The organism is Curtobacterium sp. MCBD17_034 (genome assembly GCF_003234515.1).
Classification (GTDB): Bacteria; Actinomycetota; Actinomycetes; order Actinomycetales; family Microbacteriaceae; genus Curtobacterium.
In genome coordinates this window covers 65,049-88,229 of record NZ_QKTN01000001.1, presented here as the reverse complement: position 1 = coordinate 88,229, position 23,181 = coordinate 65,049, and the positions used below count along the sequence as shown (strand labels likewise).

Genomic DNA, 23,181 nt, shown 5'->3' with positions numbered 1-23,181 from the left:
GTGTGACCACGCCGACGAGCACCCGGACCCCGGGCACGCGGACCTGGCGCAACGCCGTGTTCGTCGTGTTCACCCTCTCCGGCCTCGACATGGCCACCTGGCTCGGACGGGTGCCGAGCGTCCGCGACTCGCTGCACGCCTCGACGTCCGAGATGGGGCTGCTCGTGCTCGGCATGTCGGTCGGCTCCATCGTGGGGCTGTCCGCGGCGAGCCACATCGTCGCCCGGCTCGGGGCACGACGCGGGATCCAGGTCGCCGCGGTCCTGCTCGTCGTCGGCATGGTGAGCGCGTCGATCGCCGTCTCGGCCGGCTGGGGGTCCTGGGCGATCTGGGGCTGCCTCACCGCGTTCGGGTTCGGCAACGGTCTGTGCGACGTGTCGATGAACGTCTCCGGGGCCAGCGCCGAACGCTCCGGCGGGCGGAGCGTCATGCCGCTGTTCCACGCCGCGTTCAGCGTCGGGACCCTCCTCGGGGCGACACTCGGCTCCGCCGCCGAGGCCGCGGACGTCCCCGTGTGGATCCACATCGGCAGCATCGGCGTCCTCGCGAGCATCGGCATGGTCGTCGCCGTCACTCGACTCCGCGACGAGCGTGCCGAGCCCCACCCCGAGTCGACGGACACCTCGCCCGTCGCCGTCCTCAACCGCTGGCAGGTGTGGGCGTCCCCGGCCACGATCCTCATCGGGCTCATCGTCCTCGGGATGGCCCTGGCCGAGGGTGCCGCGAACGACTGGCTGCCCCTCGCGATGGTGGACGGCCACGGCCTGACCAACGCGGAGGGCAGTGCCGTGCTGTCGGTGTTCGTCGCGGCGATGACGGTGGGTCGCGCGGGTGGTGTGTTCGTGATCGACCGCTTCGGCCGGGTGCCGGTGCTCCGCGGCAGTGCGGCGCTCGCCCTCGTCGGCCTGCTCGTGCTCATCCTCGTGCCGTCGGTGCCCCTGGCGATCGTCGGCGTGGTGCTCTGGGGCATCGGAGCATCGCTCGGGTTCCCGATGGGGATGTCCGCCGCCGCCGACGACCCCCGGAACGCGGCCATCCGCGTGAGCGCCGTCGCCACGATCGGCTACGTCGCGTTCCTGGCCGGCCCGCCCGTGATCGGGTTCCTCGGCAAGCAGTTCGGGCTCCTGCACGCCCTGCTCGTCGTGGTCGTGTTCATCGTCCTCGCGGGGCTCGCGTCGGGTGCCGCCCGCGAGCGCACCCGCCCCCAGGTCGAACCGCGCCCTTCCGGTGGAACACCCGCATCCGGCGGTTCGACCGGAAGGAACCGGTTCGACACGGACGAACCCGCCCGCCGGCGCTGACTAGGCTCGTCGGGTGCGTCTCGTCATCGCCCGCTGCTCCGTCGACTACGCCGGACGACTCTCGGCCCACCTCCCGCTGGCCACCCGGCTCCTCATGCTCAAGTCGGACGGCTCGCTCCTCGTCCACTCCGACGGCGGCAGCTACAAGCCGCTCAACTGGATGAGCCCGCCCTGCACGATCAGCACGGCCGAGCCCGACGAGGACCAGGCGGCCGCGGGCATCACCGAGGTCTGGACGGTCACGCAGAAGAAGACGCAGGACCGCCTCGTCGTCAGCATCCACGAGGTCGTCTCGGACGAGACCCACGACATGGGCGTCGACCCGGGGCTCGTCAAGGACGGCGTCGAGGCCCACCTGCAGCAGCTCCTCGCCGAGCAGATCGAGCTCCTCGGCGACGGCCACACGCTCGTCCGTCGCGAGTACATGACCGCCATCGGCCCCGTCGACATCCTGGCCCGCGACGCCGCCGGTGCCGCCGTCGCGGTCGAGATGAAGCGCAACGCCACGATCGACGCGGTCGAGCAGCTCACGCGGTACCTCGAGCTCATGAACCGCGACCCGCACCTCCGCCCGGTGCAGGGCGTCCTGGCGGCGCAGACGTTCGCGCCGCAGGCCCGCACCCTCGCCGAGGACCGCGGGATCCGCTGCCTCGTCCTCGACTACGACGCCATGCGCGGCATCGAGGGCGGGCACACCCGCCTGTTCTGAACCACGCGCGCTCCGCGAGCGACGCGACGGGGTGGGGACGTGCCTCCCGGCCGGGAGGCCCCACCCACCACGGCCACGCAGCGCCCGTCCCATAGGCTGGAACCGATGTCCAGCCCGTTCTCCGCGATCCTGTTCGACCTCGACGGCACGATCTGCGACTCGGCGCCCGGGATCACGTCGAGCCTCACGTACACGTTCGAACGCATCGGGGTGCCGGTGCCGTCGCCCGCCACGCTCCTCAGCTTCGTGGGGCCGCCGATCCTCGACTCGTTCCGCAGCATGGGGATGGACGAGGACCAGGTCCAGCACACGCTGCAGGTCTACCGGGAGCACTACCTCGCCCACGGCACCCTCGACGCGCGGGTGTACCCGGGGATGCCCGAGGTCCTGCGGCGCGTGCACGAGGCCGGCGTGCCGACCTCGACCGCGACGAGCAAGCCCGAGACCCCGGCGACCTACATCCTCGAGCACTTCGGGCTCCTGCCGTACCTCGACGTCGTGACGGGCGCGAGTGACGACGAGGTCCGCAGCGCCAAGGCCGACGTCGTCGCCGAGGCACTGCGCCGGCTCGCCGCGCGCGGGGTCGACGTGTCGCGGCCGGTCCTCGTCGGCGACCGACACCACGACGTCGAGGGCGCCGCCGCCCACGGCGTCCCGGTCGTGTTCGCCGAGTGGGGGTACGGCTCCCCCGCCGAGGCCGCCGGCACGATCGCCCGGGCCGCCGAGCCGCTCGACCTGCTCCCCATCCTGCTGTGATGTCCGACCGCACCGGCGCCCGGGTCCGCGAGCGGGCCGCGTGGCTCCTGCCCGCGGCGATCGTGCTCATCGCGCTCAACCTGCGCGGTCCCGTCGTGGCGGTCGCCCCGGTCATCGGCGATGTCCGGCACGACCTCGGCCTGACCCCGACGGTCGCCGGGCTCCTCACGACGATCCCGGTGCTGTGCTTCGCGCTCGCGACGCCGCTGGCGTCGTGGGTGATCGCCCGGCTCGACCCGGAGCGTGCCGTGACGGCGTCGCTCGTCGGGGTGCTCGCCGGCACGCTCCTCCGTTCCGCGGGCACGTCGTGGGCCCTCGTCGCCGGGACGGCGCTCATCGGCATCGCGATCACGATCGGGAACGTCGTCGTGCCCGTCGTCATCCGCCGTGACTCCTCACCCGAGCGCGTCGGCATCGTGACCGGCGTCTACACGTCGGCGCTCAACGTCGGGTCGATGATCACCTCGCTCGGCACGGCCCCCCTCGCCGCGGTCGTCGGCTGGCCCGTCGCGATCGCGATCTGGGGCGTGTTCGTGCTCATCGCGGCTGCCGCGTGGTCGCGCGCGGTCGGCGTCCGCGCCGCACTCCGAGGTCCGATCACCGCGAGCGCGGAGCCGCTCCCGGTCACCGGCCCGATCGACCAGGTCCTCGTCCCGGAGACCCAGCGGCACGCCACCGCACCAGCCCCGGCGCGGCGGCTCGTCACGTGGGGCCTCGTCCTGGCGTTCGCGGGTCAGGCGTTCTCGTACTACGCCCTGACCGCGTGGATCCCGACGCTCCTGCACGACGAGATCGGGTTCGACACGGCCTCGGCGGGCGCGAGCTCCTCGGTCTTCCAGATCCTCGCGGTCGTCGGGGCCCTCGGCGTCCCCGTGCTCGCGTCCCGGTGGCGGCCTCGCTCGATCATCGTGCTCGTCAGTCTGTTCTGGCTCGCGATGCCGCTCGGGCTGCTCCTCGCACCGCAGCTGTGGCTCCTCTGGTCGATCTGCGGCGGCGCTGCCCAGGGTGGCGGCATCACGATCGTGTTCATCATCGTCGTGCGGCTCGTGACGACCGACGCCGACGCGCGCCGCATGTCCGCGCTGGTGCAGGGCGGCGGGTACCTGCTCGGCAGTGCGGGTCCGCTCGTCGCCGGGACGCTCCACGAGGCCTCGGGCGGCTGGACCGTGCCCCTGCTCGTCGTCGTCGGTGCGGTGCTCGTGCTCGGGGTGTCGGGGACGATCGCGGCCCGGAACGTCGACTAGCGAGGTCGGTCAGTTCCGCAGCCGCCACACGGCTCGCGGATCTCGCTCCGACTTGCCGATCCACTCGATGAGTGCCTCGGAAGCGAGCGCATCGAGGCGCGCCTTCGTCGCCGGTCTACTCAATCCGACCAGCTGCGAGATCTCCCCCGTTCCCAGGTCTCGATCTGCGGCACGCATGACGTCGAGTACTTCCTGCGAGCGAGCCGGCAGTCGAGCCGCCGTTCGTTCGTCGATACGTGGAAGGGCCAGGAGTGTCAGCTTCACGCTTCCCTGGCTCTGCACGTACACGGGATCCGTCAGGCCGACCCGCCGCATCTCGTCGAACATGCGCCGGATTCCCTCGCCGAGTTCCTGACCGATCCGGAGGTCGGCGCAGACCCTTGCGATCCGCGGGTTCCTGGCGAAGCGACTGATGTCAAGAGGCCGCGCCGGGTCAGCGAGACCGGGGAAGAGGCCCGGACTCTCGATCTCGATCCGGTCCGTGAAGATCTCGACCCGGATGTGGTCACCGCCGAGACTGTAGGAGCGATGGATGACCGCGTTCACGACACCTTCGAGCCACGCATCCTTCGGGACGATGGGCTCGCTCTCGAACAGACCGGAGGCGCGCAGCGACCTCTTCCGCGGGACGAGACGTTCGATCTCCTCAGCGGCCTTGGTGATGGCATAGGGGATCGGTCCCTCGATCCTGAGGTCGTTGGTGTCGTCAACCGACAGGCGAGCGCCCGTGCCACGCTCAGGACCCAGGTATCGGATCACCCGAATGTGCGCTTGAGGGAACTCGTCCTGCGGGTGCTCACCGAACAGCAGATAGCAACCGTTCGTGTACTCGCCGTGCCGCGTCACGAGGCTGCGCGCCTTCAGAAGACGATCGAACGTGCCGGAAGCGCCCGTGGCACTGCGGAACTGTTCGAGGAGCTGGCGGTTGAGGTCGTCCCGCCGAAGACCGAGCAACGGATGCCCGTCCCACTGCGCTTGTCCCTTGTCGTACTCGAGCTCGCGGCGCTGTTCATGGCGGAGCTTCCGAGATTCGTCTCCGACGCGGAGGTAGCAGTCTCCGTTCTTCATCTCGTGAACGACTTCGCCAGGGTCGACGCGGACGACCACCAACGTATCGATCTCGCCTGCGTCATTCACGCAACGTGTCTGATCCACGCGCGCCCGCACGGGTGGCACGGTGTGGTCGATCGCCGTCTGCTGGAAGTCGTTGAGGCGCCCGGCACTCGCTTTCAATCCCTCGACCCGGCCGTCGCTCAGACCGAGCACGATCACGCCACCTTCCGCGTTCGCGAACGCGACGAGATGCTGTGCGAGGTCCTTCGCCTGGATCCGGATCGACTTCCGGTCGAACCACTGGTCCTCGAGGAGGGCACACAGCTTGGGACCGACCTCGTCGCGCGGAGCAGCGAGGGCACGGTCCACGTCGTTCGCGCTCATCGGACCGAGCCTACGGCTTCAAGTAGGTTTCGAGTACCGGCTGCTCACGCCCTGTTGACAGTTGAAAATGCCTGATGAGCGGGGTGATGGAACGGCACCGGTGAGCGCAGCACCTCTTTTGAGTGCGGGCGATCAGCCCGCCGCGAGCACCTCGCGCAGGGACATCGGGCGCCGCCCGGTCACCCGCTCGACGTCACCGCTGACGGCCGCGAGCGCACCCTCGGCGATCGCGGTGTACGTGCTCACCCAGGCGTCCGCCTGCCACGGAGCGGGGTCCCAGCGCGCCCGTGACGCGTACGCCTCGTCGAGCGTCTCGGGGTGGTAGGTCACCGTGCGGCCGCGGACGTCCGACACGACCGCCGCCGCTTCGGCCAGGGTGACGGCCTCGGGCCCGGTGAGCGCGTAGGTCGCTCCAGCGTGCCGGTCCGGGTCCAGGAGGACCGTGGTCGCGACCCGCGCGACGTCCGCTCGGGCGACCGCCGCCATCGCACCGTCCCCGGCCGGACCGCGGATGACGCCGTCCTCGCCGACGAGCTCCTCCACGAAGTCGAGGTAGAACGAGTCGCGGAGGAACGTCCACGTCATGCCGGAGGCGCGGATCGCCTCCTCGGTGGCGTGGTGGTCGCGCCCGAGCGTGAAGGTGGCGTCGGGTGCCGCGCCGACGAACGACGTGTACACGACGTGGCGGACCCCGGCCTCGGCAGCGGCGCGGACGAAGGTGCGGTGCTGCTCGAGGCGGTCCTCCGCCTCGGCCGCCGAGACCATGAGCAGGACGTCGACACCGGCGAGCGCGGCACGAGCGGCGTCCGCGTCGGCGAAGGCGGCCACGGCGACCTCGGCTCCGGCGAGCCGGGGTGCCCGGGCCGGGTCGCGGACGACCGCGCGGAACGGTCGACCGCCAGCGGCGAGCGCCCGCGCGACGGCACCGCCGACGTGCCCGGTGGCACCGGTGACGGCGATGACGGGCTGGGGATCCGCCGTGCTGGGCGTCGTGTCGGACATGTGCCGGTCCTCCCGGTCGGGTGCGGTGGGGGTCAGGTGGTGACGACGAGGTCGGCGCGGTCCGCCGTCGGTTCGATGCGCCGGGCGTTCGCGCCGTCGACCTCGGTCGCCCAAGCCCGGGCCGCCGCGTGGTCGCGGCCGTGCCGCATGTGGCGTCCGACGAGCCGGTCGATCCGGACGGCGTCGTCGGTCCGGCAGAACCAGGTCTCGGTCAGGAGGCCCGGCAGCAGTGCCCACGGCTCGTCCCGGTCGAGCAGGTAGTTGCCCTCGGTGACCACGAGTCGCACGGCGCGTGGCACGGCGATGCTGCCCGCCACGGGCTCGTCGACCCGCCGGTCGAAGTCGGGCGCCCACGTGACGTCCTCGTCGGCGGCGACGAGCCGGCGCACGAGCGCGACGTAGCCGGCGGCGTCGAAGGTGTCGATCGCGCCCTTCCGGTCGGACCGTCCGAGGGCGGCGAGCGCGGTGTTCGCCAGGTGGAACCCGTCCATGGGCACCTGGACGGCGACGCCCGGCCCGTGCGCCTCGGTGACGGCGGCGACCACACGGCGCGCGAGGGTGGACTTGCCGGAGCCGGGGCTGCCCGCGATGCCGAGCACGGCCCTCCCGGCGGGCGGACGGTCGGCGACGAGCGTGAGGGCCCGCTCCACCGCGGCCGCGACGTCGAGGGCGGCGGGGGTGGGCGGCATGTCGCAAGTCTCCCACCCGACGGTCCGGATGCCAGGACGCGGGGTCTGGTGCTCCGGCACGGTCGGAGGGACACTGTCGGCCATGATCGATGCGACGAGGGCGTTCAGCGGGTTCTCGGTGCGGGACACCGCCGAGGCGCGGGCGTTCTACGAGGACGTGCTCGGACTGTCGGTGCACGAGGCGAACGGCATGCTCATGCTCGAGGTCGGCGGCGGGACGCCCGTGCTCGTGTACCCGAAGGGCGACGCGCACGAGCCGGCGTCGTTCACGGTCCTCAACTTCCCGGTGCCGGACGTCCCCGCGACGGTCGCGGACCTGACGGAGCGGGGCGTGGTGTTCGAGCAGTACGAGGGGCTGACGGACGATTCGGGGGTGAACCGCCACGGCGGGCCGCTGATCGCCTGGTTCACGGACCCGTCGGGCAACGTCATGAGCGTGGTGGGGGACAGCTGAGCGCATCGACGGTCGCGGTGGCAAACTGTTCGCAGATCGAACGACCCCGGGGAGCATCGTGTCCGAGCCGACCGCCGACGACGACCGCATGCGTCGTGACGACGAACGCATCGACGAGGCGATCGACGTCGTGGCGGCGTTGACCCGCGTGGAGACGGCGGATGCGGCGCTCCGCTCACGGCTCCGCGCGCGGCTCGGTGTCGGGGGCACGGACCTCGTCGTCCTCCAGTTCATCGCGCGGGCCGAGGCGGTCGGTCGTGCCGTCCGCGTCAAGGACCTCACGCAGCACGTCGGCATGACGAGCGCCGCGACGAGCGTCATCCTCGAGCGCCTGGGGGCTCGCGGCCACGTGCTCCGTGACGTCGATCCGACGGACCGCCGCAGCAAGTTGATCTGCCTGTCCGACACGACGAAGACCGCGATGCGGGAGGCGGTCGGGGGGACGCAGGACGCGTTGCGCGTGGTGCTCGACGAGCTGGGCCCGCGGGACCGCAAGCGCTTGGTGGGCCTGCTCGACCGGGTCGTGCGGGCGCTGGAACTCGGCGTGCCCCAGGGCTGATCCGGGGGCACGGGCCACCGCTGAACGACCGGGGTACCCCGGTCGGATTGTCCAATATTCTTTGCTTTTCCTCCTCCTTCCGCCTATCCTCGTCACTGCGCGGTCTCCCCGACTCGTCGCCCTGCGTCGAGGACCGACGGATGCCCGCGAGCGGCGAGGACACCACGGGAGCGATGGACACCACGACCGGTGCGGCGGCCACTCCCATCCGAATCGAGGCCCACGGCCTCGACGCCGACCGGGCCATGGACGACCTGCCCCGGCTCTACGCCGGCGCGGCCTGGTCCTCGGCACCGACGCGGGCGACGCCCTACCGCTACCGCTACGCCGCGATGGGCGACACGGACCTGACACTCCGGACCTCGCGCATGCACGGCGAGATCCAGGGCGACATCCCGCCGGGCGGCGACTACGTCGTGCAGTGGCTGACGGCAGGGCGGTCGACGGTCGACCTCGGCCACGACGACCTGCGCATGGTCCCCGGGCGGCCGCTGCTGTTCCCGGCGCACCGGTCCTTCGTGTTCCGGTTCACGGACTACGACCAGAAGCTCGTGCACCTGGGACGTGACCACGTCGACCGCATCGCCCGCGAGCAGGGCCTCGCCGGCGAGGACCTGCGGTTCGACCACACGGCCGCCCCCACCGACGCCGCGGTCCGCAGCTGGCAGGGCACCGTGGGACTCGTGTCGAACACCATGCGCTCCGGCCCGGTCAGTCCCCTGCTGTGGGACGAACTCACGCGGATGACGGCGATCGCGTTCCTCGGGCTCTACCCGCCCCTCGCCGACGCCCTGCCGTCCGCGGTGCTCCTGCCGCGGAACGCACGGATCCGCGCCGCGGTGGAGTACGTGCAGGCCCATGTGCACGAGCCGATCGGCACCACCGAGATCGCGGCCGCGGCGCACCTCAGCGTGCGGGCGTTGCAGGAGGGCTTCCGACGCGTGCTCGACACCACACCGCTCGGGTACCTGCGGCAGGCCCGCCTCGACCGCGTCCACGCGGAGTTGCAACAGGGCGTACCGGGGACGACCGTCGCCGGGGTCGCGCAGGCGTGGGGCTTCACGCACCTCGGACGGTTCGCGGGGGCGTACCGCGCGCGGTTCGGGGAGCATCCCCGCGCCACGCTGCGCGGTTGAGCCGGGAGGGACGGGGCGGGACCCGCCACGTCCCTCCCGGCCGCGATCAGTCGCGTCCGGCGACGGCGCGGCGGATCCGCTCGATCGGCACCTTCGGCTCGCGCTCGGCGGTGAGCAGCCCGTTCGTCTCCTGCAGCGTGTCCGTGAACTGCGTGTAGCAGGACCCGGCGAGGAACGAACTGGCGCGGATGCCGTCGTACAGCGCGGTGATCCGGTCGACGTAGTCGTCGCCGTCCACCGCGACGGAGTACCCCCAGGCGTCGTCGCGGTCGGCACCCGGCTGGTAGTTGACCCCGCCGAACTCCGTGAGCATGACCGGCTGGCCGTGGTCCTCGGCGTCGCCGACCAGGATCCGCCGGCCGGCCGGGCCCATCCCGGCGAGCAAGCGGGTGCGGGCGGCGTCGTCGGCGTAGGTCGCGGCGAGGACCTCGCCCGAGGCCTCGTAGTCGTGCACGCTGAGGATGTCCGACGCGGCGTGCTCCCAGCCGTCGTTCGAGATCACGGGCCGTGACGGGTCGAGCGCCCGCGTGACGTCGGCGAGCGCCCGGGCGTACGCCTGCTGTGCTGGTTCGTGCGCGATGTGCTGCACGCCCCAGCTCTCGTTCGCCGGCACCCAGGTCACGATGCACGGGTGGGACACATCCCGTTCCACGGCGTCCATCCACTCCCGCATGAGCCGCTGCACCGCTGTCGGGGTGAACGCGTAGGCACCCGGCGCCTCGCCCCAGACCAGGAGGCCGAGGCGGTCCGCCCAGAACAGGAACCGCGGGTCCTCGATCTTCTGGTGGATCCGGGTCGCGGTGAACCCGAGCTCCTTGATGAGCTCGACCTCACGACGGAACGCGGCCGGGCTCGGCGCGGTGAGGTTCGAGTCCGGCCAGTAGCCCTGGTTGAGCACGCTCCGGACGTCGTAGGGCCGGTCGTTGAGCAGGAACGCCCCCCGGTCGACCGCGACCGACCGGAACCCGAGGTACGACGCGACGACGTCCCCGGACCCGTCGGGGTGCCCGAGCACGACGGTGGCGTCGATGAGCCGCGGGGTCTCCGGCGTCCACACGATCTCGTCGTACGCCTGGCCGTTCGTCTGCCGCGCGACGGGGACGACCACGTCCACGGTCGTGGCGCCCGCCGGCACGACGACGGAGGCGCTGCCGAGGTCCTCGTCACCGTCCTCGTGGCGGAGCGACACCGACAGTGTCGTGCCCGCGGTCACCCGACCGGCGATCCGGACCGTGCCCCGGACCACCGAGCCGGGGAACTCGGTCTCCCAGCGGAGCGCCGCGACCGACACCGGGGGCACCGCCTCGAGCCACACGGTCTGCCAGATCCCCGTGGTGCGGCGGTACCAGATCACGTGCGGGTGCTCGTGCCAGTCCTGCTTGCCGCGGGGCTGCGTGACGTCGTGCGGGTCGTCCTCGGCGCGGACGACCAGGGTGTGCGTGGTGTCGGTGCCGGCGTCGACGTCCGTGCTGGCGTCGAGCACGTGCGTCACGTCGAACGAGAACGGCGTGTGCCCGCCCTCGTGCTCGCCGAGGCGCACCCCGTCCAGCCACACCGTCGCGCGGTAGTCGACCGCACCGAAGTGCAGGAGCACCCGGGACGCGACGGCCGAGCGCCCGGCACGCTCGAGGTCCTCGGCCGAGATGCTGCGCGCGTACCAGACCACGGGGTGGAACCCCGGCTCGTCGATGCCCGACGCGACCGACTCGGGCGGGAACGGCACCGTGATCGTGCGGTCCGTCGCCCCGTGCTCGGGCCGGAAGCCCGCCGACCAGCCCGCGCCCAGGCCCTCGTCGCCGTCGTCGTGGCGGAACGACCACGGCCCGTCGAGGTCGGCCCAGGCCGGACGGACGAGTTGCGGCCGGGGGTGGGTGCCGTCCTGGCGGCTCGCCGGTTCGGGAACGGACATGGTCCGGGGAGCGGCTTCCTCGCCGCGCAGCGTCGTCATGGCGTCCAGTCTGCCGCAGCCGTTACAACGTTGTACAGACGGTTGGCCGGCGCGCCGGTCTCGGTCCCGAACGCCGCTGCCGCCCCGGTCGGGACGCGCTGCAGGGAGCCGTCCGCCTGCTCCTCGAGCCGGACCAGCCCCATGCGGCGCAGCGACGGGGTCTTGCGCCCGCCGAGGACCCGGGCGGCCACGACCTCGTCGGGCACCGCGAACTCCTCGACGTTCCGACCGCCGGACGCGTACGACCAGTCGACGAAGTCGAACAGGGGCCACCAGGTGTACCCGCGCAGGTCCATGCCGCCCGCCACGAGTTCCTGGACCGCGTGGACCGAGTCGCGCACCCAGGCCGTCCGGACCTCGTCCGTGCCCTCGATGCTCGTCTCCGTGACCATCATGGGCAGGCCGTAGCGCGCCTCGAACCCGCGCAGGCTCGTCACGAGCCCGTCGGTCCAGCGGTCCGTCGCGATCTGCACCACGTCGGTGCCGTCGGCGACGAGGGTCCGCGGGGACAGGTCGGGGTAGTAGTTGACGCCGAGCACGTCGATGCGCGCCGGGTCGGCCCGGAGACGCGCGAGCTGCTCCGGTGCGGCGCCGTGCTCGAGCAGCCACCCGTGCATGGGGTGCTGCACGCCGACCAGCCCGAGCACCAGATCCGTCGGCACGGTGCCGATCGCGGTCAGGTGCTCGGCCTCGCCCGCGAGCGCGGGGTCGTCCGTGGCGAACAGGGACGACGCCTCGACGTGCACGATGACCGCGGCCGGGTTGGCCGCCCGGATCGCCGCGACGGACCGGGTGATCCCCTCGGCCAGCGCGAGCGTCACGCGCACCCAGCCGTCCCAGCCGGTCAGCGCCGGCGGCCACACGCCGCGGAGGCCGCAGAACGACGCCGTCGTGACGGGTTCGTTCAAGGGTGTGACGTGGTCGACCAACCCGCGGTAGCGCGCCGCGAACGCACCCGCGAACGCCGCGACGACGTCGGGGTAGCGCGGGTCGGCGAACGAGCCGTCGAGCCAGGTCGGCGTGCCGTAGTGCACGAGATCGGCGATCACCGTCAGCCCGAGCTCCTCGACCGCGAACCGGAGCCGCTCGTCGAGGGTGCTCCAGTCGTAGGTCTCCGGCGCGGTGTGCACGAGCGGCCAGTTCACGCCGTACCGGACCGCACCCGCGCCGAGGTCGCGCGCGGCGGTGAGGTCCGCGCGCCAGTGCTCGGTGTGCTCCGTCAGGTCGTACTCGTCGAGCGGCGCCATCGCGAAGTGCGCCGGCGGGTGGACCGAGGTGTCCTCGATCCCGAGGACCCAGGTGAAGTCGCCCATCACTTCAGTCCACTCGTCGCGACGCCGGCCACGAAGTACTTCTGTGCGAAGAAGAACGCGATCGCGATCGGGACCAGCGAGATGGTCGCACCGGCGAGCAGGATCGCGTGGTCGGTCACGTGCTGGCCGCCGAACAGCGTCAGGCCGGCGGGCAGGGTGAGCATGTCGTTCGACGTCGTGACGACGAGCGGCCAGAGCAGGTCGTTCCACAGGTTCATGCCGTTGAGCACGGCGACGGTGGCGATCGCCGGTTTGGCGAGCGGGAGCACGACCTGCCAGTAGATCCGCCAGTGCCCGGCGCCGTCGATGCGCGCCGCCTCGTCGAGCTCCGGCGGGATGCTGACGAAGAACTGCCGGAACAGGAAGATGCCGAACGCGCTCGTCGCCCGCGGGACGATGAGCCCCTGGTAGGTGTTCAGCCAGCCGAAGTGGAACAGCTCGACGAACACGGGGATCAGGGTCACCTGGAACGGCACCATGAGGGTCGCGATGACGATGACGAACGCGACGTTCCGACCGACGAACCGCATCCGCGCCAGGGCGTAGGCGCACATCGAGTCGAACAGCAGGGTCAGCGCCGTCGTCACGCCCGCGAACACGAACGTGTTGACGAGCAGCCGGACGAACGACAGCTGCTGCCAGACGCCGACGTACCCGTGCATGGTGACGCTCGTCGGGAACAGGCTCGCGGGGTTGTGGAACAGGTCGCTCTCGCTCCGGAACGACCCGGAGACCATCCAGATGAAGGGCACGAGCGCGAACACGACCCCGACGCCGAGGTAGACCCACTTGAGCACGTCCACCGTGCGCACGGCGGGCCGCGGCCCGTGCTGCCTGCGCTGCGTGGGCGTGGACCGGTCGCCGCGGTCGTCGCCGCCGCGTGACGAACGGGAGGTCCGGGGCACGTCCGCCACGGAGGTGTCAGTCGACATCGTTGTACCTGAACAATCTGAGCTGGACGAGCGAGATGAGCATGATGATCGCGAACAGCACCCACGAGATCGCGGACGCGTACCCGGTCTGGTAGTCCACGAACCCGTCGCGGTAGAGCAGGTTGACCAGCGAGTCGGTGTGGAACACCGGGCCGCCGCCGGTCATGACGTAGACGAGGTCGAAGACCTGGAACGACTGGATGGTCAGGATCATCGAGGTGAACAGCAGCGTGGGCCGGATGCTCGGGATCGTGATCGACCACACCGTGGCCCACCGGCCGGCGCCGTCGAGCTGGGCCGCCTCGTACCGCTCGCCGGGGACGCCCTTGAGGCCCGCGACGAACAGGATCATGGCGAAGCCGACGCTCTTCCAGACCGACACGAAGATCACCGTCGGCAGGGCGAGGGTCGTCGACTGGAGCCACCCGATCGAGGGCAGACCGAGCGCCGCGGTGAGGCCGCCGACGAGCCCGATGTCCGGGTCGAGCAGGAACTTCCAGACCAGGCCGATCGTGACGAGCGAGACGATCGTCGGGAAGAAGAAGATCGATCGGACGATGCGCGTCGCGATCCCCTCGCCCTGGAGCGCCAGGGCCGACAGGAACCCGAACACGAGCAGGAGTACGACGGACACGATCGTGAACTCGAGCGTCACGCCGAGCGCGTTCCAGAACTGGTGGTCGTGGAACAGCTTGACGTAGTTGCCGAACCCGACGAACGGCTCCGTGCTCGCCCCGACGGTCCAGTCGAAGAAGCTGTAGTACAGCGACCGGAAGATGGGGAAGATCACGAACACGCCCAGGATCAGCAGGCTCGGCGCCATGAAGAGCCAGGCCGGCTGGAACCGGAACCGACGAGCGGTCGCGCGCCGGCCCTCCCCACCGCTGCGCGACCCTGGGGTGGTGCCGGCCCCGTCGCGCGTGCTGCGCGACGGGACCCGCTCCGAGGTGTGGCTGGTCACTGCGAGCAGCCCGTGAGGCCGTCGATCGTCTGCGCGGCGTCCTTGGTCGCGCTCGCGACCGAGGTCCCGCGCGTGATCTTGCCGATGAGCGGCACGTAGCCGTCCGAGTCGACCTTGGTCGCCTGGGGGACGTGCGGCAGGTACAGGCGGGCGTTGCCGACCTGCGACGCGAACACCGACACCGTCGGGTCGGCCGTGAGCTTGGCGTCGTCGGTCATGTCGGTGCGCAGCGGCGGGAACCCGGTCTTCAGCGAGAACTTTTCCTGCGTCGACTTGCTCGTCCAGTAGGCGAGGAACTCCTGCGCCTGCTTCGGGTACTTCGTCTTGGCCGACACCGACAGCGGCGCGGTCGACCCGAGCGTGACGGACGTGCCGTCGACCCCGGTCGGGATGGTCGCGATCCCGAGGTCGACGCCCGCGCTCTTGTAACCCGGCGCGGCCCACGGCCCGTTGATCTCCATGGCGGCCTTGCCCGCGGAGAACAGGGAGTCGGCCTCGGCACCGGTCTGCCCCACCGGGCTCACCTTGTCCTTCGCCACGAGGTCGGCCCACGTGGACAGGCTCTTCTGGCCGGCGCTCGTCTGCAGCACCGAGCAGCCCTTGCCGTTGACGATGTCGCCGCCCTCGAGCCACTGCAGGACGGGCCACATCTGGATCGTCTGGTTGTCCGCGAGCGAGATGCCGTAGTGGCCGCCGGTCGTCAGCTTCTTCGCGTCCTGCGCGAGCTCGTCGATGGTCTTCGGCGGGTTCGTGATGCCGGCCTGCTGGAACAGCTTCTTGTTGTAGTACAGGCTCAGCGTCGCGAAGTTCGCGGGGATCCCGTAGAGCTTGCCCTTGTACGTGAACTCCTTGACGGTGCCGGGCGCGAGCTTCGACGTGTTGATCTGGTCCTTGCCACTGCCGGTGTCCGTCAGGGCGAGCACCGAGTTCGTCTTGACGTACTGCGCGACCGCGTTCGGGTCGCTCGACACCGCGGCGATGTCCGGACCCTGCCCGGTCAGCCATGCCGACGGGAGCTTCTGCTGGATGGTGTCCCAGGGCTGCACGGTCATCTGGACCTTGATGTCCGGGTGGGACGCCTCGAAGTCCTTGACGATCTGCGCGTACCCGGGGCGGTCACCACCGGTGAACCCGGTCCAGACCTTGAGGGTGACCGGTCCGCTCGCCGACGACGATGACGACGTCGAACAGCCGGACAGGGCCAGGGCCACAGCGGCGGCTCCGGCGGCGACGGCGAGGGCCGTGTTGCGCTTCTTCATGGAACGCTCCTTTGCGTTGTGGACCGTCCTCGGGAGGGGACGGCACGGAGGTGGGATGTGATGGTGGGCAGGGGAACGGGTCTGAGGGGGACGGGGGCCGGCGACGTGCCGGTGGTCGGGCGGTTCAGTCCTCGGCGCGGTGCTCCGGGCCGCAGCCGCACGACTCGCGGACCACGATCGACACCGGGAGTGCGCGGTGGGTCGGACCGTCGCTCGTGCCGTCGACGAGGTCGAACAGCCGCTCCGTGGCCAGGCGGGCCATCTCCTCGGCGGGGACCCGGACGGTCGTGATCGCGGGCGTGGTGACACGGGCGAGACCGAAGTCGTCGAACCCGACCACGGACACGGCTCCCGGCACGTCGACGCCGGCTGCGCGGAGCACCCGCATGCCGCCGGTCGCCATGTCGTCGTTCGCGAAGACGACGCCGTCGAACTCCGTGCCCGCGTCGAGCAGGGCCCGGATCGCGTCCGCACCGGACTCCTCGCCGAGGTCCCCCTCGACCACGAGCGCGTCGACGTCGACACCGTGATCGCGGACGGCGGCGAGGAACCCCTCGCGTCGGTCGAGTCCGGTCTGGTGGTCGAGTGTGCCCGTGACGTGGACGAGCCGGCGGCGCCCGTGTGCGCCGATGAGGTGCTCGGTGATCCGCCGCGTCGCAGCGACGTCGTCGATCCCGACGCTGGCCGCATCGGGCAGGGACGGCGCGTTGCCGATGAGCACGACCGGGAGGCCCGACGCGACGAGCCGCTCCATGTTCCGGTCGTCGATGGCCGCGCTGGTGACGATCACGCCGTCGGCGCTCCGCGAGCGCATGACGCGCTCGTAGGCGGCCACGCCACCTTCCTCGTCCGCGTTGGTCGAGACGATCACCTGCGCGTCGTGCGCGCTGGCGGCCCGGGACATGCCGGTGAGCACGTGCATGAAGTACATGTGCCCGAACACGTGGTGCGAGCTGTTCGGGACGACGAGGGCCACGGCGCCGGCCCGCTGGTTCCGGAGCGCGCGCCCGGCGGAACTCGGCACGTACCCCAGCTCGTCAGCGGCGCGACGCACGGCGTCCCGGGTGGCGGCGCTGATGCGCTCGTGACCGGACAGCGCCATCGAGGCGGCGGCAGCGGTCACGCCGACGCGCTGCGCGACGTCCTTGAGCGTCACGGACTTCGCCATCAGTGCCTCCTCGCACGGCTGCTGGTCGGGCTGCTTTATCGATTAACCGCCCCGACTCCTGGAACTGTAGCGCTGCTTTATCGATTCAACAAGCCCGCCCCGCGGATCGCGAGCCGGCTCGACACACCGGTGGCGTGCCTCCCGGTCTGGAGGCACGCCACAGGCTCGCGACGCGGGCGTCAGTTCACGGTGAACACCTGCGCCTGGTTGCCGTTGCAGTCGTACAGCTGCAGGGCGGTGGCGTTCGCCGTGTTGCCCGACGGGTCGTCGAGGCAGCGCCCCGACTGCGGGTTGAGGATCGACCCGTTGGCCTGCGGGATCCACTGCTGCCCGCCGACGCCGTTGCACTGGTAGAGCTCGACGTGGGTGCCGTTCGCGGTGGCGTTGCCGTCCGCGTCGAGGCACCGGCCGAGCGTGCGGATGGTGTGGTCGGCCTGGTCGACCGTCCACTGCTGGTCCTGCGCGGCCGGCTGCGCGGTCTCGATGGTCAGGCAGTCGTAGAGCTGCACCTGCTGACCGTTCTGCTGCAGGTCGTCACCGGCGACGTCGACGCACTTGCCGCCGTTGCCGATGATCGGGACCGCGACGGTGAACTTCTGCGCCGCGTTCCCGTTGCAGTCGTACAGCTGGAGCGCCGTGCCGTTCGCGGTGTTCCCGGACGGGTCGTCGAGGCACCGCCCGGACTGCGGGTTCTTGATCGACCCGTCGCCCTGCACGATCCACTGCTGGCCGCCGACGCCGTTGCAGTCGTACAGCTCCAGGTGCGTCCCGTTCGCGGTCCCGTTGCCGTCTGCGTCGAGACAACGCCCGAGCGTGCCGAGCGTGCCCGTGCCGTACGCCGTCCCGGACCAGTGCTGGTCCGCTGCGAGCGCCGAGCAGTCCCAGAGTTGGACCACGGCGAGGTTGCCACCCGTGTCGTCGCCCGACACGTCGACGCACTTGCCGCCGGGTCCGACGATCTGCGAGCCCGGACCACCGCCCGTGCTGACGCCCTGGTAGTTCTGCGCGACGATGTTCGACTGCACGGCGTTGTCGGCCGCGTCCGTGGAGTAGCCCGTCGTCATCACGCCCTCGAAGAACGACTGGGTGCCGCGGTTCGAGTTGTCGCCGCCCGCGCCGAGGACGATCGAGCCCTCGAGCTTCATCGGCGTGTAGTCACCAGCGGGCTCCGGGCCCTCGTACCAGGTCGTCAGCGAGCCGGTCTGGCTGTTCCCGCCCTTCAGGGCGAACTTGTTCGTCCCGTTGTTCTTGAGCTCGGCGGTCACGAACTTGCTGTTGTTGCCGGTGTTCGGCGTATAGGTCGGTGTCCCGCCCTGGAACACGCCGTTCTCGAGGTCCGCCTGCACCCACGGCCCCTTGCCGGAGCTGCCGGGCGCGTTGAGCGTCGAGAGGTTCAGGGCGTCCATGTGCCCCTGGCCGGTGTCCTTCTCCTGCGTCTCGACGTTCCCGAAGTCGGAGCAGCAGCCGTTGTTGCTGTTCGTGCCGCTCGCGACCTCGTACATCGACTCGGGGCTCGCGCCACGCGCCGTGCCCTTCGCCGCCGTGCTCGGGATCCGGTACGCGACCTGCGGGGGCATGTACAACCCGTAGGCCTCGTGCCCCGCGACGGTGATGGGCAGTGCGGTCGCGTTCGCCGCGTGGTTCGCCGCACCCGCGTCGCCCGCGGGCGCGACCGTCAGGTCGTTGTGGTTCGCGGTCTGGTCGTAGATCTTCGGGATCGTGCACGTCGTCCCGGCGCAGAACGTGTCCTGCGTCGCGGCGTTGACGTACCCACCGGCCGAGAGCAGGCCGATGTTCGTCGTCGCACCGTCCGAGGCGCGCTGCACCTGGTAGAGCGGCCCGTTGTACGACGCGGACAGCGCCCGCGTCGAGCTGTACGCGGCGACGCAGGAGGTCCCCGCGCTCCCGTAGACGTCGCATGGGAGCGACGTGGCGGCTGCGGCGCCACCGGCGCCAGCCGTTGCTGCGAAGAGCGTGCCCGCCACGAGGGCGAGGGCTCCGAGCAGCGCTGTGGGGATCCGCCTGAGACGGGGGATCCGTGATGACCCGATGTGCATGGTGATGCAGTTCCTTCCGAGCGTCGTTGCTGGAGTGGTTGATCGCGGCGTCGGGTGGGATCGCCGCTTAAACGATTAACCAAGGGAAATCATACTCAGGGGAATGATCCGGCGCATCCCCCAGTTCCCCGTGCCGTTGCGCACAGCTCCGCGAGGGCGCGGAGCACCCGGCCGACCGTGCGACATGTCGTGTGCGACGCTCCGTTCTGACATCCGATCGGGAGTACCGCTGCGGTCCCGTTGGGGATAGGGTCCTCACAGATCCGGAGGTTCTGAGGGCTTTTCGGTTCCGCCGCCGCGTCGGCCCGAGACCTGGCGGCACCGGCGCGTCGGCCCACGACGCACCACCACCGAAACCGCGGATCCGATCCGCCCGTCCCGAAACGGAACCACCCGTGAAGCGTCTCCCCGTCCTCGCAGCGGTCGCTGCCACCGCCGTCGCCGGCGCCGCCGTGCTCACCGGCACCGCCACCGCCGATGCCGCCACCACCGCCGGCGTCAGCCCCCGCCTGCTCGACGCCTCGACCCAGTCGTCGACCTGGATCACGAGCGCCGACCTCCAGACCTACAGCGGCACCGGCGAGCCGCCGACCGGCACCTGGTACACCGGCACCGCGACGGGGTTCACGACGCCGACGTTCGGCCCGTCCGGCCTGACGTTCTCCGGACCGGGCGTGCTCCTGCACTCGACGGACGGCCACCCGGCGAGCGACCTCACGTCGATCACCAGCTCGACCGACACCGACCTCGGCACCGCCGACCTCGTGAGCAGCGACGACGCCGACTTCACCCTCGTGGTGGACCTCGACGGCGACGGCGAGATCGCCGACCAGAACTACGCAGCGCTCGTCGCGGTCACGGGCGGCGACGAGGGCATCGACGGCGAGTACACCTCATTCACCCCGGTCGGGACCATCCCCGCCGGTACCCCGGCCACGCTCGCGCAGTTCCAGGCGCAGTTCGCCGCGACGAGCCCCGACGCCACGATCCGCGAGTACGGCGTCTCCGACGCCACCGGTCCGGCCACCGTCACGGGCATCGCCTTCGACGGGCAGAACGACTACTTCACGCCGCGGCCCTCCGACGCCGGCACGATCACGCCCGTGACCCTGTCGGTGAGCGACTTCGCCACCACCGGCGTCGCGGTCTCCCAGCCGAACGGGTTCCTGCCCGGTGAGCCCGTCGGCGTCGCGCTCGTCGCCGAGGACGGCACGGCCACGGACACCGGTGTCACCCTCACCGCGGGCGCGGACGGCAGCGTCGTCGGCACGGTCACCGACCCCGACGCGACCGCCGGCACCTACGCGCTCACGCTCGTCGGTGAGAACTCGGGCATCTTCGTCGGGTTCGTGCTCGACGTCACGGCAGACCCGGCCGTGACGACGCCGACCACCCCGCCCGCCCCGGTCGCGACGCCGGTCACCACCACGGCGACCTTCACCGGCTGACCCCCACCGCGCACACGCTGATCCGCCGGACGCCCGTCGTCCGGCGGATCAGCGCTGTCCGGCACCACCTCGTCCCCGGAAGGCCCGCCGTGCTCCGCCGTCTCGCTCCCGTGACCGTCGCCGCGGTCACGGCAACGCTCCTCCTCGCCGGCTGCTCCGGTGCCCACCCGCACCACGCGCGTGCCGGTCACACCCCGACACCGACGCCGACCGTCCACGTCGGCGGCGCGCTCGGTCAGCGTCCGACCGCCTCGCCGAGCCCCAGCGCGGACGCCACGGCACCGAGCGCCCCGCCGATCGCGGCATCGGCGACCGTCGCGACGGCGGAGGTCGCCAGCGTCGCCGTCCACGCCGCCGCCGGCGGCGCGGTCACGACGACCCTCCCCAATCCGCAGTCGAACGGCGCCCCGCTCGTGTTCCTCGTCGTCGCGCAGCAGTCCGGGTGGGTCGAGGTCGACGTCCCGACGCGTCCGAACGGCCGTACCGGGTGGGTCCGCGCGAGCGACGTCGCGCTGAGCACCGTCGCCTACCACCTCGTCGCGGTCACCGAGACGAACACCCTCACCGTCTACCGCGCCGGGAGGCCCGTCGCCACCTACCCGGTCGCGTCCGGCACCGGCGGGACCCCCACCCCCCACGGGTCGTTCTACCTGACGGAGCTCCTCAAGCCGACGAACGCCGGGTACGGGCCCTACGCGTACGGGCTCTCCGCGTTCTCCGACGTGCTCACGAGCTTCGGGGGCGGTCCGGGGCAGATCGGCCTGCACGGCACGGACGACGCGTCGAGCATCGGCAAGGACGCCAGCCACGGGTGCATCCGCATGCAGAACGCGGACATCACGGCGCTCACGAAGCTCCTGCCGCTCGGCACCCCGATCACGATCATCTGACCCGCCCCCCACCCCCGGCACCCGGTCCGCTGCCATCCCCACGGCGTATCGAGGGAGCACCGCACCGCACCGCACCACACCTCCGGGAGGCCCCCATGGAAGACCTGCACACCGTCCGCGCACTCGTCACCGGCGGCACGTCGGGCCTGGGCCGCGCGATGGCCGAGGGACTCGTCGATGCGGGCGCCCGCGTCGCCGTCACCGGCCGCTCGGAGGCCCGGGTCACCGCCGCCGCGCGCGAGATCGGCGGCGACACGATCGGGATCGCCATGGACAGCCGCGACGACCGGTCCGTGGAGCAGGGCACCGCCACCGCGTGGCAGGCGCTGGACGGCATCGACCTGCTCGTCAACAACGCGGGCATCGGCATGCGCACCGTGAACCCCGCGTTCATGACGACGCCGCAGGACTTCTGGGAGGTCTCCCCCGACGGTTTCCGGGACGTCGTCGACACCAACTTGACGGGTTACTTCCTCGTCGCACGGGCGGTCGCGCCGCGGATGCTCGCTGCGGGCACGGGCCGCGTGGTCACGATCAGCATGAACCACGGCACGATGAACCGCCGCGGCTTCGTCCCGTACGGACCCTCCCGCGCGGGCGCCGAGGCCCTCGCCCGGATCATCGCCGCGGACCTCGCCGGCACCCCGGTCCGCGCGAACATCCTCCTCCCGGGCGGTGCGACGGCGACCGGGATGCTCGAGGGCACGTCCCGGCCCGAGGCACTCGCCGTCCTCTCCCCCGACGTCATGCGGGCCCCGATCCGGTGGCTCGCGTCGGACGAGGCCGCCGACGTCCACGACGAACGGATCGTCGCGACCGAGTTCACGGACTGGCTGGCGTCGCGCCGGGCCTCCTGACCGACGGCCGGGAGGCGCGGCACCGGCATGACCCGTCCCTCCCGGCCGGTGGGACGAGCGCGGGTGACCCGCCGACCGCTGCTCCGGGCACGACGAGAGGCCCCGCCGGAGCGGGGCCTCTCGAGGACCGGTGGTGCAGGTGGCGTCAGCCCTTGAGGCCGCTGCCGGTCACACCCTCGACGATCTGCCGCTGGAAGATCAGGTACAGGATGATCAGCGGCAGTGCCGCGAGGATCGCACCTGCCTGGATGTCCGCGTACCGCTGACCGAACGAGCCCTGGACCGTGGCGAGCCCGACGGGGATCGTCATGAGGTTCGGGTTCGACAGCACGAACAGCGGCAGGAGCAGGTTGTTCCAGACACCGACGAAGGTCAGGATGACGACCGCGGCGATGACCGGACGGGACAGCGGCATGATGACCGACCAGTACACCTTCCACAGCCCGGCGCCGTCGATGCGCGCGGCCTCCTCGAGCTCCCGGGGGATGCCGTCGAAGAACTGCTTGAAGATGAACACCGCGATCACCGCGGGGACCTGCGGGAAGATCACCGACCAGTAGGTGTTGAGCAGGCTGACCGCGCCGAGCTCCTGGAAGATCGGGACGATGAGCACCTGCCCCGGGATCATGATGCCGAGGATGATGAGCAGGAACGCGAGGTTCTGACCCGGGAAGTTCAGCCGGGACAGCGCGAACGCCGCCATCGACGCGAACAGCACGGTGAGGATCGCGGTGATCACCGAGGTGATGCCGCTCGCCAGGTACCAGTTCCAGATGTCGCCGGCCTGGAACAGCGACGCGTACGAGTGCAGTGTCGGGTTCCAGTGCGACAGGATCGCGCCGGCGCCGAGTGCCGCGGTGCCGTTGTCGGACAGCGACGTCTTGAGTGCGAACAGGCTCGGGATGAGCCAGATGATCGCGAAGACCGTCAGGACGATGCCGGCGACGATGTTGAACGTCCGGCCGCTGACACCGATGCGCGTCGCGTTCTGCGCCGGTGCTGCCGCGGAGACCGGGGACTTGCTGCGGGTCCTGGTCGGCGCTGTGGTGGTCGTGGCCATC

General features: G+C 71.3%; 21 protein-coding genes. 10 read left to right on the top strand and 11 right to left on the bottom strand.

Going from position 1 to position 23,181, the window contains the following annotated elements:
- Positions 1 to 2: 2 nt before the first annotated feature.
- The 4 genes from DEI92_RS00440 to DEI92_RS00425 all read left to right on the top strand — a co-directional run bounded on the left by DEI92_RS00440 (position 3) and on the right by DEI92_RS00425 (position 4,010).
- Positions 3 to 1,301: an MFS transporter gene (locus tag DEI92_RS00440; RefSeq protein WP_111011959.1), complete on the top strand. Its 1,299-nt coding sequence runs from the start codon at positions 3 to 5 to the stop codon at positions 1,299 to 1,301.
- A gap of 13 nt (positions 1,302 to 1,314) precedes the next feature.
- A complete protein-coding gene (gene nucS / locus DEI92_RS00435; protein ID WP_111011958.1) occupies positions 1,315 to 2,010 on the top strand; it encodes an endonuclease NucS in 696 nt (231 codons plus the stop codon).
- Positions 2,011 to 2,115: 105 nt separating this feature from the next.
- Positions 2,116 to 2,766, top strand: coding sequence for an HAD hydrolase-like protein (locus tag DEI92_RS00430; RefSeq protein ID WP_111011957.1), 651 nt, complete (start codon positions 2,116 to 2,118; stop codon positions 2,764 to 2,766).
- Positions 2,766 to 4,010, top strand: a complete 1,245-nt coding sequence (locus DEI92_RS00425; RefSeq protein ID WP_111011956.1) for a CynX/NimT family MFS transporter — start codon at positions 2,766 to 2,768, stop codon at positions 4,008 to 4,010. The genes DEI92_RS00430 and DEI92_RS00425 overlap by 1 nt, the downstream gene beginning before the upstream one ends.
- Positions 4,011 to 4,019: 9 nt before the next feature.
- Here the strand turns inward: DEI92_RS00425 and DEI92_RS00420 are convergent, their stop codons facing one another.
- The 3 genes from DEI92_RS00420 to DEI92_RS00410 form a co-directional block, all read right to left on the bottom strand.
- Positions 4,020 to 5,447, bottom strand: a complete 1,428-nt coding sequence (locus tag DEI92_RS00420; protein WP_111011955.1) for an ATP-binding protein — start codon at positions 5,445 to 5,447, stop codon at positions 4,020 to 4,022.
- 132 nt (positions 5,448 to 5,579) lie between these two features.
- Positions 5,580 to 6,449, bottom strand: coding sequence for an SDR family oxidoreductase (locus tag DEI92_RS00415; protein WP_111011954.1), 870 nt, complete (start codon positions 6,447 to 6,449; stop codon positions 5,580 to 5,582).
- A gap of 32 nt (positions 6,450 to 6,481) precedes the next feature.
- Complete coding sequence (locus DEI92_RS00410; RefSeq protein ID WP_111012363.1) at positions 6,482 to 7,138, bottom strand: nucleoside/nucleotide kinase family protein; 657 nt, start codon at positions 7,136 to 7,138, stop codon at positions 6,482 to 6,484.
- An 82-nt stretch (positions 7,139 to 7,220) separates the two neighbouring features.
- Between DEI92_RS00410 and DEI92_RS00405 the strand changes: the two genes are divergently transcribed.
- The 3 genes from DEI92_RS00405 to DEI92_RS16735 all read left to right on the top strand — a co-directional run bounded on the left by DEI92_RS00405 (position 7,221) and on the right by DEI92_RS16735 (position 9,287).
- On the top strand, positions 7,221 to 7,592 hold the full coding sequence (locus tag DEI92_RS00405) for a VOC family protein (protein ID WP_111011953.1): 372 nt from the start codon (positions 7,221 to 7,223) through the stop codon (positions 7,590 to 7,592).
- Between the two features lie 58 nt (positions 7,593 to 7,650).
- Complete coding sequence (locus DEI92_RS00400; RefSeq protein ID WP_111011952.1) at positions 7,651 to 8,151, top strand: MarR family winged helix-turn-helix transcriptional regulator; 501 nt, start codon at positions 7,651 to 7,653, stop codon at positions 8,149 to 8,151.
- Positions 8,152 to 8,291: 140 nt separating this feature from the next.
- Positions 8,292 to 9,287 carry a helix-turn-helix transcriptional regulator gene (locus DEI92_RS16735; protein WP_111011951.1) on the top strand — a complete coding sequence of 332 codons (996 nt, stop codon included), beginning with the start codon at positions 8,292 to 8,294 and terminating at the stop codon, positions 9,285 to 9,287.
- Positions 9,288 to 9,333: 46 nt separating this feature from the next.
- Here DEI92_RS16735 and DEI92_RS00390 read toward each other — a convergent pair whose 3' ends face one another.
- The 7 genes from DEI92_RS00390 to DEI92_RS00360 all read right to left on the bottom strand — a co-directional run bounded on the left by DEI92_RS00390 (position 9,334) and on the right by DEI92_RS00360 (position 18,925).
- Positions 9,334 to 11,235, bottom strand: a complete 1,902-nt coding sequence (locus DEI92_RS00390) for a glycoside hydrolase family 2 TIM barrel-domain containing protein (protein ID WP_111011950.1) — start codon at positions 11,233 to 11,235, stop codon at positions 9,334 to 9,336.
- Positions 11,232 to 12,548: a family 1 glycosylhydrolase gene (locus DEI92_RS00385; protein ID WP_111011949.1), complete on the bottom strand. Its 1,317-nt coding sequence runs from the start codon at positions 12,546 to 12,548 to the stop codon at positions 11,232 to 11,234. The genes DEI92_RS00390 and DEI92_RS00385 overlap by 4 nt, the downstream gene beginning before the upstream one ends.
- Positions 12,548 to 13,480: a carbohydrate ABC transporter permease gene (locus tag DEI92_RS00380; RefSeq protein ID WP_111011948.1), complete on the bottom strand. Its 933-nt coding sequence runs from the start codon at positions 13,478 to 13,480 to the stop codon at positions 12,548 to 12,550. Before DEI92_RS00380 ends, DEI92_RS00385 begins: the two co-directional genes overlap by 1 nt.
- Positions 13,470 to 14,441, bottom strand: a complete 972-nt coding sequence (locus tag DEI92_RS00375; protein WP_220035657.1) for a carbohydrate ABC transporter permease — start codon at positions 14,439 to 14,441, stop codon at positions 13,470 to 13,472. The genes DEI92_RS00380 and DEI92_RS00375 overlap by 11 nt, the downstream gene beginning before the upstream one ends.
- Positions 14,438 to 15,700, bottom strand: a complete 1,263-nt coding sequence (locus DEI92_RS00370) for an ABC transporter substrate-binding protein (protein WP_111010369.1) — start codon at positions 15,698 to 15,700, stop codon at positions 14,438 to 14,440. The genes DEI92_RS00375 and DEI92_RS00370 overlap by 4 nt, the downstream gene beginning before the upstream one ends.
- A 124-nt stretch (positions 15,701 to 15,824) precedes the next feature.
- Positions 15,825 to 16,868, bottom strand: a complete 1,044-nt coding sequence (locus DEI92_RS00365; protein WP_111011947.1) for a LacI family DNA-binding transcriptional regulator — start codon at positions 16,866 to 16,868, stop codon at positions 15,825 to 15,827.
- A gap of 179 nt (positions 16,869 to 17,047) precedes the next feature.
- The gene (locus tag DEI92_RS00360; protein ID WP_111011946.1) at positions 17,048 to 18,925 is read right to left on the bottom strand and encodes an arabinofuranosidase catalytic domain-containing protein; all 1,878 of its coding nucleotides are present in this window, start codon (positions 18,923 to 18,925) and stop codon (positions 17,048 to 17,050) included.
- Positions 18,926 to 19,320: 395 nt separating this feature from the next.
- Here DEI92_RS00360 and DEI92_RS00355 point away from each other — a divergent pair, with 395 nt between their 5' ends.
- The 3 genes from DEI92_RS00355 to DEI92_RS00345 all read left to right on the top strand — a co-directional run bounded on the left by DEI92_RS00355 (position 19,321) and on the right by DEI92_RS00345 (position 22,120).
- Positions 19,321 to 20,373 (top strand): hypothetical protein, encoded by a 1,053-nt coding sequence (locus DEI92_RS00355; protein ID WP_111011945.1) that lies wholly within the window; start codon positions 19,321 to 19,323, stop codon positions 20,371 to 20,373.
- 89 nt (positions 20,374 to 20,462) lie between these two features.
- On the top strand, positions 20,463 to 21,263 hold the full coding sequence (locus tag DEI92_RS00350; protein WP_258369780.1) for a L,D-transpeptidase: 801 nt from the start codon (positions 20,463 to 20,465) through the stop codon (positions 21,261 to 21,263).
- A gap of 95 nt (positions 21,264 to 21,358) precedes the next feature.
- Entirely contained in the window at positions 21,359 to 22,120 is a 762-nt protein-coding gene (locus DEI92_RS00345) for an SDR family NAD(P)-dependent oxidoreductase (protein WP_111011944.1), read from the top strand.
- Positions 22,121 to 22,265: 145 nt separating this feature from the next.
- Here the strand turns inward: DEI92_RS00345 and DEI92_RS00340 are convergent, their stop codons facing one another.
- On the bottom strand, positions 22,266 to 23,180 hold the full coding sequence (locus DEI92_RS00340; RefSeq protein WP_111010374.1) for a carbohydrate ABC transporter permease: 915 nt from the start codon (positions 23,178 to 23,180) through the stop codon (positions 22,266 to 22,268).
- Position 23,181 lies beyond the last annotated feature (1 nt).